Below are 15,088 nucleotides of genomic sequence, written 5' to 3'. Positions count from 1 at the left end.
CGACCGATGCGTCCACCTCACCTGACCAACCGTCCCGGGTTCGGACTGGCCGACCTGCTTGCGGTGACGACAGTGGGTGTCTACCTGTTGCTAGCGGTCGGAGTCTCCACGGCTCTGCTCGAGGGAGCTGTCACCTGTTCGACGTGGCCGGCCTGCGACGGAGAGTGGCTGGTCTCCACTGATACGCCACTCTCGCATCTCGCCGCTTGGCTCCACCGGGTCGTGGCACTGGCCGTCGGTGTGGTGCTCGTACTCACCACTGGCGCGGCGTGGTGGCGTTCCGCTGCCCCGCGGCGAGTCCGCTACGCGCTCGTCGTCGCCGCGGTACTCTACCCGATTCAGGTCGGTATCGGTGCGATTACGGCGATGCAGGGCGCCTCCACCACGTCGTCTGCGGCACACCTCGTCTTCGCCATGGGCATCTTTTCGACGCTCCTCGTGGCCCTGCTCTGGCAACTCGAAGCCGAGACGCCCGTCGACGCGGCGGCCGGTTCGCCTGCCAAATCCGAGGGCTCGCCTGCCCCGTCTCGGCCGGCCCCGAGGGACCGGTCGGGGACTGTCTCGACCACCGACTCACGCGATGCTACACGTCCCGTCACCACCGTCGAGCGTGCCCACGCGTACCTCGAACTGACGAAGCCGAAGCTCTGGTGGCTCCTCTGTCTGGTCGCGCTGGCCGCGATGGGGCTTGCCGGTGGCCCTGCGTTGGAGGCGGGAACTGTCGTGGCGACGCTCGCCGGAGGGGTTCTTGCGATAGGGGCCAGCGGGACGTTCAACAACGTCCTCGAACGAGACGTGGACCGGCAGATGTCCCGGACGAACGACCGACCACTGGTCGAGGGCCGCATCTCCGTACGGGGTGCCCTGACCTTCGGCGTCGTCCTGAGCGTAGCCTCGGTCGTCGTCTTCGTCACCTTGGTGAACGTACTGGCGGCGGCGCTCGGACTAGTCGCCATCCTCTTCTACAGCGTCGGGTACACGCTCGTTCTGAAGCCGAACACCACACAGAACGTCGTGTCGGGCGGGGCGGTCGGCGCGTTCCCGGCGCTGATTGGGTGGGTCGCTGTCACTGACACGATTGGTGTCCCTGCTCTCGTGCTCGGAGCAGTCATCGTCCTGTGGACGCCTGCGCACTTCTACAACCTCGCGATGGCGTATCGGGACGAGTACGCGCGAGCGGGGATTCCGATGTTACCGGTAGTTCGGGGGGAGTCGCTCACGCGACGACGCGTCCTCTGCTATCTGGGTGCGACGATGCTCGCGGCCATCGCGCTGGGGGTGACTCCCGCACTCGATGTGGTGTACGCAGTGACGGCTGCGACGGCCGGCGGCGTGTTCATCGCGGCGGTACTGGTAGTGTTTCGAGAACGGGACCGCCGGGCAGCGCTCCGCGCGTTCCACGCGTCGAACGCGTACCTCGGTAGCCTGCTGGTAGCGATACTGGTCGACACCCTCCTCGTATGACCCGAACCACCGCAGTGGCTGGGCGGCAGATGAAAGACGTACCGGTCGCCGTACTCTGGGTCGGCGTGGTTGCGCTCGAAGCGGCCGCGTTAGTCGGCTACTTCGCGCTCACGAACGCGACTGTCGACCGAGTCCGGTATCTGGTGTATCCGTTCGTCTGGATCGACGCCGGGCTCTGGGCCGTCTGGCGAACACGTCCGGACGCTGGGAACCGGCGACATCGGCTGGTCGCGGTACTCGTTGCGAGCGGCTACTTCCTCCTCGTCATGGCCGTCGCGGGTAAGGTCGGGTTCGGCGTTCCAGGGCTCCTGTTCGACGGTCGAATCGGCTGGTACGCACCGGGATGGGGGCCACTCGTCGCTGTCGAGAGTTCGCTGGTCCGCCTGTATCTCGTGCCGTTCGAGGTCGTCGGGTACGGCTCGCTCGCGTACCTGATGTACGCCAACACGCTCGCTCTGACTCGCGGCGCGATTTCGGGCGTCTTCGGCCTCGTGACCTGCGTCGGTTGCACCGTTCCGATACTCGCCCCGGCAGTCGGGCTCCTCGGTGGCCCCGCGACAGGACTCGCGACGACTGCCTACCGCTGGTCGTACGACGTCGGGACGCTGGTGTTTCTCCTGACTATCGGGCTGTTGTACGCGAGCCATCGAGGATGGTCCCCGTTTCGATGACGTCCCGTCCAAGTGCCAGTCGGGTGCGGGCAAGCGTTCGTCAGTGGGCCCTCCCCGCGGTTCTCGCGGGTATCGTCGGTGTCGCTGGCTCCTTCGCCGTTGCAGGGCTCACCGTCAACTTCGTCGTCGCGCCGGTGCACTCCTGGGTCGTCGGGAACACACCGGGGATAGTCGTCACTGCGGCAATCGTGTGGCTCGGCAAACTCGGCGAGCCCCTCGCGTTCGCAGTCGCTCTCGGCCTCACGATACTGTTGCTCGCGGCCGCGGCGCTCGTCGGTGCGGCATTGGGCAACCGCGTCGAGGGAACCGTCGGTGCCGTGATAGGGACGTACTTCGCTGGATGGGGCACGGCTGCGGTGCTCGTTCGAGCACCGTTCTTCGCGCTCGGTGCGGCGCTTCCGATGGCCGTGGTCGTCGGCCTCTGTGGGCGAAGGCCACTCGTACCGACCCACCCCGTCGGACGCCGCCGCGTCCTCACTGCTGTCGCCGGCCTCGCCGGGTTCGTCGGTATCTCTACGCTGGTGGGTCTCCGCGTCGTCAGCCCAGCCTCATCGTCGGTGACTGCCATCTCACCGGAAGAGCGTGAGCACATCGATAGGCGCCTGTCGAAGGCGCGCGACCAGTCGCTCGACGTCGCTGACCTCGACGGACTCGTCACGCCGGTCGGAGAATTCTACGAGGTCGATATCGACGCAGTCAACCCGGCTGTCGACGAGGCTGACTGGCGGCTTCACGTCACCGGCGCGGTCGAGACAGAACGCACTGTCACGTACGCCGACGTCACGTCGATGGAGCCGTCGCACCGATTTCTCACGCTCCGCTGTGTCGGGGAACCGCTCAACGGGCAGTTGATGGACACCGCTCTCTGGACAGGTGTCCCGGTGACGAGAATCATCGAGCCAGCCGGGGTCTCCGACGCCGCTACGCACGTGATGTTGCGAGCAGCAGACGACTATTACGAGGAATTCCCAATCGACGCGTTACGACACGGGTTCCTCGCCTACGGCATGAACGGACAGCCCCTCCCACGAAAACACGGGTTCCCGGTACGCGCCCTTATTCCGGGACACTGGGGAGAGATCAACGTGAAGTGGCTCACAGCTATCGAGTTCTTAGAGCACGACGCCGTCGGGTACTGGGAGAAACGAGGGTGGCACGGCACCGGACCAGTCACCACGGTCGCAAAGCTCCACGTCGTGAATCGTCTCGCAGACGGCCGGATACAAGTCGCTGGCCACGCCTACGCCGGTGTCAGGGGCATCCAGCGAGTCGAGGTATCGGTCGACGGCGGGGAGACGTGGCACCGGGCGCGACTCTCGGAACCGTTGCCCGACAGTGACACGTGGCGCCAGTGGGCGTACGAATGGGAACCGACTGTCGAGCGACATCACGTAATCGTGCGGGCCGTCGACGGCGAGGGGTCGGTCCAACCCCGTAAAGAGGCCTCACCGTATCCCCGCGGTGCCAGTGGGTGGGTCTCGCGCATCGTCCGTCCCTGAGACAGCCTCGACCAACCGTCACCGGAGGTTCTAGTCTTGCCCACCCGATTAGCGGCCCTCACGCCGGCAGAGATAGCGCGAGCGACCGGCCACCTACTCACAGGGAAAGACGGTCGCCGACACGAGCCGTCCTCGGCCGTGGTTACCCCACTCAAAACCGGCCTCGGTGGCCATCGACGGGTCCGAGACGCGGTGTGCGCCGTAGATACAGCAGCGACCCGAACAGATAGCTGCCGAGACTGATGGCTCCGATACCGGCCCCGAGCGACGTCAGGCTGTCGAGCGTGAGGGAACCGAGCGCAGTTCCACCGAACAGCGTAGAGACGGCGTACAGATAGCCGAACAGTCCCACCAGCGGAGCACCGGTCACCAGCGCGGTCGTGAGAACGCCGCCGTTGACGTACGCGTTGGCTATCGCCAGTCCGACCGTGCCGACGAACAGGACCACCGCGACCGATTCGATTGCGAGGTGTGCATACAGCTCTGGCCAGTACCGGAGCAACAAGTTCCCGACGGCGGCGACTCCCGCCGTCAGGACGCAAAGTCCGACGGCTCCCGCGAAGAATCGCCACGTTACGTCCCAGTAACGGCCGAAAAGGAACGTCCGTGCCGCGCGGGCAACTGGGCACATCACTTCCGATTTCGTCGTCCACTCGCAATTGCTTTTCGACGGTCGTCCGTCTGCTGGCCCATCTCGTCGATACTCCGCCGTCGTCAGCTATCGCGCGAATGCGTTGTACAGCCACGCGCAGGCGTACACGAAGACGAAGCCCATCAGTTCCCGGTGCCATCAGTTCGTTCGAGACGAAACCCCCACCGAGCGTCCACAGTGGCATCCGCAAGTTTCTGGGGATAGAACTCGCCCGGGACACGAGCATCGCTGAACGCCGCGTCTCGATACCGGTATCGGGACTGGCTACTGGCCAGTATTGCCCCGGCCAATCAAAACTGGTACAGCGCAGTATCGCCAACTCTCAATCATGACCGAGTACCACGTCCGAGCGAGGTATGATGCATGAACCGACGGCGTGCCGACGCAGTGGCCGGCCTCGTCGTCGCCGCTGTCGTCGTCTTCGGCGGCGCGCTCAGTTGGCAAGCGTACCAGCAACAGCGGGCCTTCGAGCAGATGGGGTCGATGATGGGCACGTCGATGGGAGCAGTTCACGGAACGAACCCCCTGTGGTACGTCGTCGGGACGCTCCTCGTCTCGGCCGTCATCGGCGGTGGGTATCTCGCAATTCGTGACGAACTCACCAGTACCGACCACCCGTCCGGTCCAGAGAGCGAGCAGTCGAGCCCGACTGACCGAGAGCAGTCACCCTCACCAGATAGCCCCGCCGGACCGGATACAGAGATCAATCCAGAGGCCCAGCCCCGAGCCCGCGTGTTGGACCTCTTGCCGGAGGACGAACGACGCATCCTCGAACCGGTGCTCTCCTCGCCCGGCATCACGCAAATCGAACTGCGAGACAGGTCGGACTTCTCGAAGAGCAAGGTGAGCCAGACAGTTAGCGCCCTCGAGAAGCGTGGTCTGTTGTATCGAGAACGGCAGGGGCGAACGTATCGTGTCTATCCGAGCGACGACCTGCGTCAGAACCAGGCGCGCTAGCTGTCGAAACCGTCGGTCCAGAAGGGATGGCACTGTGGTCGCAGGTGCTGAATCGAGGCGGACCACACTTGTCAGGGTCCCTTCCCGAGCCCTGCGTCCGCTAAGCAACTCCTCGAGTCTATCGACCCTCGACGTGGGATGACATCCCCGCAAGGGCAAGCACGTCGATGAACTACGAGCCCTCCATACGATGGGGTGCAATGTCCCTTGCCGAAACAGTCTCCAAGTTCGACCGCCTGTCCGACGAAGAGCAATCGTGCATCGAGACCTGCAACGAAGCCGCCGAGGTGTGTGAGTGGTGTGCCGACGAGTGTCTCGGCGACGAAGAGATGGAAGAGTGTGCCCGTCTCTGCCGAGACGTCGCCGATATCGCCTCGCTACACGCTCGGTTCATGGCACGGAACTCGAACTACAGCAGCCAGCTCGGGGACGTCTGCGCTGACGTGTGTGAAGCGTGTGCAGAGGAGTGCGAAGGTCACGACGACGACCACTGTCAGCTCTGCGCCGAGGTCCTCCGCGAGTGCGCGGAGAGCTGTCGGAACACGACGAACACGTAACTCGGTGAGAAGAAGCGAGACGAACCGCCACACCTGCCTCCCTTCACCCGGCGGCGGGTTTTTCTGAGAGCCCAGGCTATTCGGGCGAGAGGACGAACGTGACGAGCGAGAGATTCCCACCGAGAACCCACTGCGGAGGGAACACATCCGATTCGATGGCCATCGGCGAACCAACACTGCGATAGCTACGGCCACGGACAACGTGAGCGCGTCGCTGAGAAGAGCTACCGGAACCTGAATCCAGTCACGGCCGACGAGTCCCAGCGAGCGATTCGCGATTTCGGCTGACTGCGTGTTGTGGTGTTCGGCGCGTGCCCCGATACTCTCTAGTCCGCCGCCTGGGCCTGTCTGTTGGTCTGGCTCTGCCCCATCTTGGCGGGGTTCTCCATTCCCTCCTTGACACCGAAGCGAACCAGTGTGGCGTTGATGGGGAAGGCGAAGACGAACCCGACCGACAGCGAGAACACCAGCGCCCCCCAGAACAGGAGGTCGCTGATGTGGGCCTGACTGGCAATCAGCAGGTCCGTTCCGATGGCCGCAATCTCCATGACGGTGATGCTCGGCGTCTCGCTGTACAGAGCGTCCAGCATCGCCTCGCCGAACCCGACGCCCTCCTGCATCAGCGGGCCGACCGTCAGGGCGTACCCGAACAGGTACGCGAGCGCGAACGTCCCTGCAGTGACGACTAGCGTGCTCTCTAGTGCGAGCAGGCCCGCGAGGAGCACGAACCCGAGGACTTCACCGGCACCACACCCCGAATAGCAGTGGGCGGTCGACCGGAATCCCCGTCGCCACAGGGAGTCGTTGCTAATCTGGGTTCGCCCCGAGTACCAGTAGACGGCCAACCCGAACGGACCAGAGTAGAGGACCACGAGCGTCCAGACGCCTTTCATCATCGACGGCAACGCCTGATTCCGTTCTCTGATGTCCCACCAGAGTGTGGCGACGGCTCCGACGACCAACAGCGCCCAGACACCCATCACGAACGGGTCGGAGAGGATTGGTTTCATGACGTGGCGAACCGGTGCGAGTGCGTGTTCGATTTGTTTGAGGAGTCCTTGGAGTAGCATTGTCGACGGAGTATCTGCAACAGTTCGAAGCTGTGCGCTATCGTCCGCGGGCCGACGAATCCTTACGGCACCTAGTTGGGGAGGGATACTTTCCGGGGTTGTGGTTAAGATTCCAAAGCTCGACGCGCGCGATGGAGAGCCATCTTTGCGCTCACACCGGCCCCCGAAGCGTCCGCTTCCGCTCGCTACGTTTCGGCACTCGGCTCTCGACCGTCGGGAGAGACTACGACGGACTAACCACATCCCGCCGAATTCGACGGGTATGAACGGTTCTGGTTCTGAAAAACGGTTAGAACGGTCTATACACGCTCTCGAACGTTCTCCTTCCCGGATTCACACCCATCGGCACAACCTCCGAGCGGTCCTACGAGTAACCGAGGAGAAGCACAATGACCACCTTCAAACTCGGCGGCTGGCTGCTCGTGGTGCTCGCGATCGTCGGACTCGCGTTCGCCCCGGGCCTGGTCAGCGCACACGGCACCGAAACGACCGCTGACGACGCGCCCCCGTACAACGGGACCGCCGACGACTGGGCGACCTGGATGGAGGGCCACATGACCGACCACATGGGCCCGGGTAGCGTCGAATGGATGGAGTCGCACATGGGTGTGACCGTCGACGAGATGGCCCAAGACATGGCCGACGACGACTACGACGGCGGGAGGTACGGGCAGGGCCACTGCTGAGGGTCCCTGACCGTACCGATTGAATCGGACGAACAGCGGAACTCACCTACCAATTCACGATTATGACGCAACTCATCACTCACCTCGGGCGTACCGCTCGTCGACTCACGATACTCGCTGGTTCCCTCCTCGTCGTTACGACCGGGACGGCTGCTGCCCACGGAAGCGGGGGCTACGGCGGTAGCATGATGGGCGACGTGGGGGTCTTCGGTGGAGCGATGGGGGGCTGGGGACTCCTCTGGATGGGATTGCTACTCGTGATTCCACTCGTCTTCGTCCTCGCGCTCACGAAGCGTGGTCGAGACGGTCCCGACGGACGGCCGCTGGCGGTCCTCCGAGAGCGCTACGCTCGTGGAGAGCTGTCGGGCGACGAATTCGAGCGACGACGAGAGGAGTTGGAGCGTACCGGGTGACGTAGCCGATACGCGTTCCGGTGTAGGTACGTCTGTTCGAGACGACGTCCCGAAACACCAACGTTAAGACACTCAATAGAGTACTGTATTGTGTGACTTACACAATACAAGAATCGATTTCCGGCGAGTTCGACCAAGTCGTCGGGACGACGATTGACGCACTCAAAGACGAAGGCTTCGGCGTCCTCTGTGACATCGACGTAGAGGCCACTTTCGAGGAGAAACTCGGTGAATCATTTCGACAGTACCGCATCCTCGGCGCGTGTAACCCCGGGCTGGCACACGAGGGTCTGAACGAGGAGATCGAACTCGGTGCGCTTCTCCCCTGTAACGTCATCGTCTACGAAACCGACGATGGCGACGTCGTGGTGAGTGCCGTCGACCCGCAGCGACTGGTTGGCATCGCCGACAACGAAGCGCTCGACTCGATTGCGACGGAAGTTCTGACCCGGTTTGAGCGTGTTCTCGCCAGCGTCGCCGAGGAGTTCTAGTCTCAGTCGATGGAGTGGATGACGGTGCCGTCTTGGATTGAAGCGGTCGAAAGTCGCCCAGTCACGCAGGGGCGGTCGGCTCGACGAGTTCGGTGACTGCGTGTCGCCGAGACCTCGGTGGAAACGACCCCGGATGTCCGGTCCGCTTAGCTCCGCTCGAGGCACCCTTCGAATCTGAAGTCGAGACCCATCACAACTTTCGAATGCCAATAGAAATTCACAACAAACGCAATACCATACCTCAAAACGTGACCGAGGTAGCTCTCTTCACACAGGAAACGTGCGGAGCCTGCTCGGCCCAGCGAGCGGTACATGAGGACATCGAGACCGAATTCCCCGCCGTCGAGTTTCGCGATGGCGACGTCCAGAGTGACCTGGAGAAGACCGACGAGTACGGCGTCCGGAAGACGCCTACGACGCTGGTGTCCGAGGACGGGGAACGGACGGCTGAGTTCGTCGGCCACGTGAATCGAGACGACTTGCGGGCTGCGATCGAGACCGGAGACCACCAGTCGGCCGGCCTCGCGCACCGTCTGGTCAGCATCGCACGGAGACGACGCACACGAATACATCAGAATGAACTACGATAGACGCCAGTTCCTGGGAGTGCTGGGAGCCAGCGCAGTCGCCAGCGTGGGAGTCAGCCAGCGAGCATCTGCACAGGAGGTACCCGTCGTCGAGATGGGGAACAACTACTTCGACCCGATAGGCCTCTACGTCGACCCCGGTACGACCGTTCGTTTCGAGATAGCGGCCGGGGCACATTCGGCGACGTCGTACGAGAATCGAGTCCCGACCGAGGACGCTGGGTTCGATAGCGGCGTTATCTCGTCGGGCGGGTTCGAGTACACGTTCGAGGAGCCGGGCACGTACGACTACTACTGCATCCCCCACAAGGCGGTCGGAATGGTCGGTCGCATCGTCGTCGGCAGTCCCGGCGGACCGGCCGAGGACGGGTCTATCCCGGACGGCGACGTGCCCGACAGCGAAGAAATCGTCGAACGGGGCAGTGTTCCGTATGGGTCGAGTATCGAGGGCCCCGAACGGTCTCGTGACGGTATGATGGGGCCGGGGATGGGGTCTGGCCCGGGCATGATGAACGGTCGAACTGGTGGTTGGGTCGGTGGACTGCCGTTCGTTGGTGGGGCACTCGGAATGCTGGGGGTGGTCGGCGGCCTCCTGTACTGGGCACTGGGGAGCAGTGACGCGCACGACAAACGTGCCGACGCAGCGATGGAGACGCTCCAACGGAGATATGAGCGGGGCGATATCGACGAGGCGGAGTTCCAGCGACGTCGTGAGCGGTTAGCCGAGAGGAGGGACGAGTGAGTCTGTCGAAGACTGTGGACACTCGATTTATCTCGATAGCCACCGTACGTTCGAGCACCTATGGCTCGGTGCTACATCTGTGCGACACAGTGTACTAGCGACGATGTGGTGTTCGTCTGCGAACACTGTGGAACCACTTGCCACAGTCACTGCATGGCGGACTACGACACCGACGTCTGTCCGAAGTGCGTCGGTGAGCCGATGATCGGAGCTGTCGAATTCTAGCTGGTGCGTCGCTGCGCTCGCTCGACCCACGACGTCACCCGTGACACACTGATGCCGAGTCTGCCAGCGAGCGAGTCAGGCTCCTCGGCTGCGAGCTGATTCAGCGACGTGATTCCGACCTCGTGAAGGCGCTGCTCGTAAGTCGTACCGATACCGTCGACCGTCCGCAGAGACTGTCGCTGGGCGGCCCCAGTCGCGGTTTCTCCGCGGTCGAACGTAGCCGAGGCCTCGCTCTGTGGCGCAGATTGCTCACGGAACCACGTCGCAACGCGGGGCCATAGCTCCGCGTGGGCCTTCTCCGAGACTGCCATCCCGACGTGGCCGGTGGGGAATTCGTAGATGGCGGTGTCCTCACTGGGGATTCTGTCTGAGAAGGGCTTGCTCGCCGCCGGGGGAATGAGGTGGTCGAACGACCCGACGATTTGCATCACCGGCATCGTGAGATTCTCGATGTCGACGTGCTCGCCGTCCAGCACGAACTTGTTCCGGTAGAGAGCGTTCTCCTGATAGACGTCCTCGATGAACTGTCGGTAGGCTTCTCCCGGAACGTCCACCCCGTCACGCACCCACCGTTCCATCCGGACGAAGTTCTCGACGGCGCTCTGGTCCTCGAGGTTGTCGAGTAGCAGCGTGTATTTGCCCACGCACGTATCGACTGGATTCAGTTGGGCGAACCCCGAAGCGAGAAACGCAGACGGGACGTTCCCGTACGTCTCGAGTACCGTATCGGGGTCGAAGTACTCCTCGCTCCCCCACTGTTCGAGGACGCCACCTGTGTCGTCAAAACACAGGCCCGTCGCCATGAGTCCCAGAGTGTCGACCTTCTCCGGGTGGATAGCCGCGTACATCGCGCTCAGTGTCCCACCCATGCAGTAACCGAGCACGCTGACCGCGTCAGTTCCAGTCCGGTCGCGGACGACGTCGACGCAGTTGTCGAGATATCGCTTCACGTAGTCCCCGAGGGTTAGTGACGCGTCCAGTCGTGACGGTTCGCCCCAGTCGACGAGATAGACGTCGAAGCCGCTCTCGAGGAACCGTCGCACCACACTCTTGTCAGGTTGGAGGTCGAGAATGTAGGGTCGGTTGATGAGCGCGTAGACCACGAGGAGCGGCGTGTCGTGCCGGTCGTCCGTCAACGGCTCGTAGTGTCGTAGTTCGACTTTGTTCTCCGAATAGATGGTCTCGCTCGGCGTTTGCTCAATCTCGACAGCGGCGATATCGTCGAGTCGTTTCGGGAGGAGACGCATCGTCTCGGCGACGTCTGCGCCGCGCGTGAGCGTTCGATGCTGGACCTGTAGGGCCGCCGTTATCGGATTCATGGTCGTCCTGGCATGTGGAACACGTGTGCATCATACCGGCATGGGGTCGAGCAGAACCGTTGCCGTCCCGTCCAGCACGATTTCGTCCGCCCCATCTTCGATGCGTGTCGTGAGCCGATAGCGGTCGTCTTCGAGTTCGTCGACGATTTTACACCGAGCCGTCAGTGACTCGCCGACGTCGACTGGGCGGCGGAATTCGAGATTCTGTGAGAGGTAAATCGTGAGCCCCGGGAAACACGCGAGGGCGGCGCTAATCAGTCCCGAGACGAGCGTCCCGTGAACGATTCGGTGACCGAACCGGGTGTGCTCGGCGAATGCGTCGTTGAGGTGGAGTGCGTTCGTGTCGCTCGTCGCTTCGGCGAACGTCCGGACGTCGGCGTCGGTAATCACTTTCGAGAAACTGACGCTGTCGCCTTCCGCGAGTGCTGTGGGGTCGTCGATAGAGAGGTCGAATTCTCCTTTCGCGCGGCCGTAGGGGAGGCGAGGTAGTACGACGCCCCCCGATTCGACGAGATGCGGGTGCGGCGTCTCGACGTACTTCTCGGGCGCACTTTCGAACAGGTCGCTGCAGTCCGTCGAGCAGAAGTAGAACAGCTCCCCGTCGTACTCGCTAGACCCTTCGGTGGCCTCCGCCGGTATCTCCATCCCACATACGGGGTCGACTGGCATTGGTACGGTGACTGGGTGACTGAACGGCGCACTTCTTCGACTGTCTGCTAGAGACTGACGTGGTGCGTCACTATCAACGTTCGTGGCGTCTCCAGCGACGCGTCCGAGACCTAGAGCGTTGGCAAGCCGCGGGGAGCGGAACCCCTCCCTCGATAGAGGGGCGGTGCGTGTGTCCGTGACGCAACCCGCTCGTGACAGAATTGCCGCGAACTCCCTCGTCCTACTCGTTGGGGCTAGAGCTCTCGCGTGACCGACCGGCCGGTTGTTCCCGACGACCGGCGTCGTCACGTAGAGAGGTCGACGCCCTTGAGTCGGCGAGCGTTGATGGCGACGATAATCGTGCTCGCGGACATGAACACCGCACCGATTGCCGGCGAGAGGACGACGCCGATGGGCGCGAGAACCCCGGCGGCCAGCGGGAGCGCGAACACGTTGTAGCCGGTCGCCCAGACGAGGTTCTCCTGCATCTTCCGATAGCTCGCCTTCGAGAGTCTGATGAGTCGCACCACGTCCAGCGGGTCGTTGTCGACGAGGATTATGTCGCCGGACTCGATAGCGACGTCGGTGCCGGACCCGATGGCGATACCGACGTCGGCTCTGGCGAGCGCCGGCGCGTCGTTGACGCCGTCGCCGACCATCGCGACGAGTTTCCCCTCCGACTGCAGTTGTTCGACCGTCGTGTCCTTCTCCTCGGGGCGCACCTCGGCGAAGTATTGGTCGATGCCGAGTTCGTCTGCGACGGCCCTCGCGACGTCCTCGGAGTCGCCCGTCAGCATCGCCACCTCGATACCCATCCCGTGTAACGCCTCGATGGCCTGTCGGCTCTCCTCACGGACGACGTCCGCGAGGGCGAAGGCCGCGACGACCTCGGATTCGTTCCGAATCAGGTAGACGACTGTCCGGGCGTTCGACCCGGCTTCGTCGGCGAACGAGACCACGTCGTCGGGTCGTTCGATGCCGAGTTCGTCGACGAGGTTGGGGCCGCCGAGGTGGACGGATTCCCCATCGACGGTCGCCTCGACGCCGAGGCCGCGGAGGTTCTCGAAGTTCGAGACGCTAGTTCGCTCGACACCACGCTCTTCGGCCGCGTTCCGGATGGCGCGAGCAATCATGTGCTCGGAGTCGGCCTCGACACCGGCGGCCACCGCGAACGCCCGTCTCTCACTCCAGCTATCTCCCGTATGGACGCCGACGACTCCCTGCTCGCCTTTCGTGAGCGTCCCCGTCTTGTCGAACATCACCGTATCGAGGTTCCGGGCCTCCTCCATGGCGATGCGGTCGCGGACGAGCATCCCGTTCTGGGCGGCGGTCGACGTGTTGATGGCGACGACGAGCGGAACGGCCAGACCGAGGGCGTGCGGACACGCGATGACGAGAACGGTGACGACGCGTTCGAGCACGCCGACGTTGAATCCCGTGGCGACGGCCCACGCGACGGCCGTAAGACCCGCGACGGCGAGGGCGACGTAGAACAGCCATCCCGCCGCCCGGTCCGCTAGTAGTTGCGTGCGTGACTTCGACTGTTGGGCCTCCTCGACCAGACGCATGATGCCCGCCAGCGCCGTCTCGTCGCCCGTCTTCGTGACTCTGACGCGGAGGCTCCCGTCCTGATTGACCGTCCCCGCGACGACCTCGGACCCGGGGTCTTTCTCCACCGGTCGGGACTCACCGGTAATCATCGACTCGTCGACCGACGACCCCCCGTCGACGACCTCGCCGTCCGCGGGAACCGACGCTCCCGGACGGACCAGCACGACGTCGTCTTCGGAGAGTTCGGCTACGGGCACGTCCTCCGTATCGCCGCTCTCGGTGACGCGCTCTGCGGTGTCGGGCATGAGTTTCGCCAGTTCGTCGAGCGCCCCTGATGCCTGCCGTACCGAGCGCATCTCCATCCAGTGGCCCAGCAGCATGATGTCTATCAGCGTGACCAGTTCCCAGAAGAACGGCGTCGTTCCCTCGAGGAACAGACTGGCAACGGAGTAGGCGAACGCGACGGTGATGGCCAGCGAGATGAGCATCATCATCCCCGGCTCGCGGTTTCGCAGTTCCGTCCGGGCCATCGAGAGGAACGGCACGCCACCGTACGCGAATATGACCACCGAGAGGAGGGGCGTTATCAGGACGCTCCCGGGGAACGACGGCGCTGTGTAGCCGAACACGTCCTGAACGAATTCGCTGAAGAAGAGGACCGGCACCGAGAGCACGAGCGACACCCAGAACCGCCGCCGAAACATCTTTTCGTGGCCCGTGTGGTCCGTGTGTGCACCACCTCGCTCGTGTTCCTCCTCGTGGCCGTGTGCACCGTGGCCGTGGGCATCGTGTGCGTGTTCCGCCTCACCGGGGTCTGTGTGTTCGGGTTCGGCTTGGCGGTCTCCGTGGTCGGTTACGCGGCCGTGTCGTGCGCGTTCGTCTGTCCGCCCGGGCTCCGTAGCGGCACTGCTCGCCGCATCGTGACCTCCCTTCTCCGGTGCGCGGGAACGCCGCTCGGGTGACGAGTGGCCCGGTACTCGCGTCTCTTCGTCTGTCTCTAACTGGCAAATACGGCAGCAGTAGACGGGTGCTCCGGAGTGAGACGGCGGGAGGGGTTCCGAGGCCGCCTCCCCGGTATGCTTGTGCTCTGTGTGGTTGCTCATACCCTGTACATTGGCACCGAATGACATTATCTTGTCCGGGCTCGACACTGCGAGGAGTCTCGGGAGAATCGAACGAGAAGGGCGGCGCTTCTCAGGCGTGGGCGGTGTATCCAGCGTCCTCGACGGCCTGAACGAGCGCAGTAACGTCGGCGTCGCCATCGACGCGCGCCTGGTCGGCCGCCCGGTCGGCGTTCGCGTCAGTCACGCCGTTCACGTCTCTAAGGGCGTCTTCGACTGTCTGCTCACAGTGGCCGCAACTCATTCCCTCTACAGTGATGGTCGTCGACATACAGGAAGACCTACGCTCCCCTATTTTATGCGGATTGTCGTTTTGAATAGTTGGTGAGGACGCTTCTCTGCCTTGGAATCGAATCTGAGTTCGTCGTGTTGTTTCAGTTTTCCGTCGGTGTTCGGCCACCTCACAGAACCTCGACCAAACCACCCTCGATATCC

General features: G+C 63.5%; 16 protein-coding genes. 10 read left to right on the top strand and 6 right to left on the bottom strand.

What is annotated here, in order from left to right; all coding sequences use genetic code 11:
- Nucleotides 1-6 precede the first annotated feature (6 nt).
- From Hhyl6_RS20515 to Hhyl6_RS20505, 3 genes are read left to right on the top strand one after another with little or no spacing between them, the layout of a single operon-like run.
- Nucleotides 7-1,464 carry a heme o synthase gene (locus Hhyl6_RS20515; protein WP_483741113.1) on the top strand — a complete coding sequence of 486 codons (1,458 nt, stop codon included), beginning with the start codon at nucleotides 7-9 and terminating at the stop codon, nucleotides 1,462-1,464.
- Nucleotides 1,461-2,135, top strand: a complete 675-nt coding sequence (locus Hhyl6_RS20510; RefSeq protein WP_483741112.1) for a DUF7546 family protein — start codon at nucleotides 1,461-1,463, stop codon at nucleotides 2,133-2,135. Before Hhyl6_RS20515 ends, Hhyl6_RS20510 begins: the two co-directional genes overlap by 4 nt.
- Entirely contained in the window at nucleotides 2,132-3,634 is a 1,503-nt protein-coding gene (locus Hhyl6_RS20505; RefSeq protein WP_483741111.1) for a molybdopterin-dependent oxidoreductase, read from the top strand. The genes Hhyl6_RS20510 and Hhyl6_RS20505 overlap by 4 nt, the downstream gene beginning before the upstream one ends.
- Before the next feature lie 151 nt (nucleotides 3,635-3,785).
- On the opposite strand, the gene Hhyl6_RS20500 is transcribed toward Hhyl6_RS20505, so the two are convergent.
- A complete protein-coding gene (locus Hhyl6_RS20500; protein WP_483741110.1) occupies nucleotides 3,786-4,265 on the bottom strand; it encodes a hypothetical protein in 480 nt (159 codons plus the stop codon).
- A 384-nt stretch (nucleotides 4,266-4,649) separates the two neighbouring features.
- On the opposite strand from Hhyl6_RS20500, the gene Hhyl6_RS20495 reads away from it, so the two are divergent.
- Complete coding sequence (locus Hhyl6_RS20495) at nucleotides 4,650-5,243, top strand: helix-turn-helix transcriptional regulator (protein WP_483741109.1); 594 nt, start codon at nucleotides 4,650-4,652, stop codon at nucleotides 5,241-5,243.
- 200 nt (nucleotides 5,244-5,443) lie between these two features.
- A complete protein-coding gene (locus tag Hhyl6_RS20490) occupies nucleotides 5,444-5,800 on the top strand; it encodes a four-helix bundle copper-binding protein (protein ID WP_483741160.1) in 357 nt (118 codons plus the stop codon).
- 326 nt (nucleotides 5,801-6,126) lie between these two features.
- Here Hhyl6_RS20490 and Hhyl6_RS20485 read toward each other — a convergent pair whose 3' ends face one another.
- Entirely contained in the window at nucleotides 6,127-6,870 is a 744-nt protein-coding gene (locus Hhyl6_RS20485) for a DUF4396 domain-containing protein (RefSeq protein ID WP_483741108.1), read from the bottom strand.
- Nucleotides 6,871-7,259: 389 nt separating this feature from the next.
- Between Hhyl6_RS20485 and Hhyl6_RS20480 the strand changes: the two genes are divergently transcribed.
- The 5 genes from Hhyl6_RS20480 (at nucleotide 7,260) to Hhyl6_RS20460 (ending at nucleotide 9,789) form a co-directional block, all read left to right on the top strand.
- Nucleotides 7,260-7,556, top strand: coding sequence for a hypothetical protein (locus Hhyl6_RS20480; protein ID WP_483741107.1), 297 nt, complete (start codon nucleotides 7,260-7,262; stop codon nucleotides 7,554-7,556).
- A gap of 62 nt (nucleotides 7,557-7,618) precedes the next feature.
- Nucleotides 7,619-7,969, top strand: a complete 351-nt coding sequence (locus Hhyl6_RS20475) for an SHOCT domain-containing protein (protein WP_483741106.1) — start codon at nucleotides 7,619-7,621, stop codon at nucleotides 7,967-7,969.
- A 92-nt stretch (nucleotides 7,970-8,061) separates the two neighbouring features.
- A complete protein-coding gene (locus Hhyl6_RS20470; RefSeq protein ID WP_483741105.1) occupies nucleotides 8,062-8,460 on the top strand; it encodes a DUF302 domain-containing protein in 399 nt (132 codons plus the stop codon).
- Nucleotides 8,461-8,663: 203 nt separating this feature from the next.
- Nucleotides 8,664-9,050 (top strand): thioredoxin family protein, encoded by a 387-nt coding sequence (locus Hhyl6_RS20465; protein ID WP_483741104.1) that lies wholly within the window; start codon nucleotides 8,664-8,666, stop codon nucleotides 9,048-9,050.
- Entirely contained in the window at nucleotides 9,037-9,789 is a 753-nt protein-coding gene (locus Hhyl6_RS20460) for a plastocyanin/azurin family copper-binding protein (protein WP_483741103.1), read from the top strand. The genes Hhyl6_RS20465 and Hhyl6_RS20460 overlap by 14 nt, the downstream gene beginning before the upstream one ends.
- 221 nt (nucleotides 9,790-10,010) lie before the next feature.
- On the opposite strand, the gene phaC is transcribed toward Hhyl6_RS20460, so the two are convergent.
- The 4 genes from phaC to Hhyl6_RS20440 form a co-directional block, all read right to left on the bottom strand.
- A complete protein-coding gene (gene phaC, locus Hhyl6_RS20455; RefSeq protein ID WP_483741102.1) occupies nucleotides 10,011-11,333 on the bottom strand; it encodes a class III poly(R)-hydroxyalkanoic acid synthase subunit PhaC in 1,323 nt (440 codons plus the stop codon).
- Between the two features lie 30 nt (nucleotides 11,334-11,363).
- Nucleotides 11,364-12,002 carry a MaoC/PaaZ C-terminal domain-containing protein gene (locus Hhyl6_RS20450; protein ID WP_483741101.1) on the bottom strand — a complete coding sequence of 213 codons (639 nt, stop codon included), beginning with the start codon at nucleotides 12,000-12,002 and terminating at the stop codon, nucleotides 11,364-11,366.
- Between the two features lie 284 nt (nucleotides 12,003-12,286).
- The gene (locus tag Hhyl6_RS20445) at nucleotides 12,287-14,236 is read right to left on the bottom strand and encodes a heavy metal translocating P-type ATPase (RefSeq protein WP_483741159.1); all 1,950 of its coding nucleotides are present in this window, start codon (nucleotides 14,234-14,236) and stop codon (nucleotides 12,287-12,289) included.
- A 490-nt stretch (nucleotides 14,237-14,726) separates the two neighbouring features.
- Nucleotides 14,727-14,924: a heavy-metal-associated domain-containing protein gene (locus Hhyl6_RS20440; RefSeq protein ID WP_483741100.1), complete on the bottom strand. Its 198-nt coding sequence runs from the start codon at nucleotides 14,922-14,924 to the stop codon at nucleotides 14,727-14,729.
- Between the last annotated feature and the right edge of the window lie 164 nt (nucleotides 14,925-15,088).

Source organism: Haloarcula sp. H-hyl6, assembly GCF_056934455.1.
This window is presented reverse-complemented; position numbering and strand designations above follow the sequence as displayed.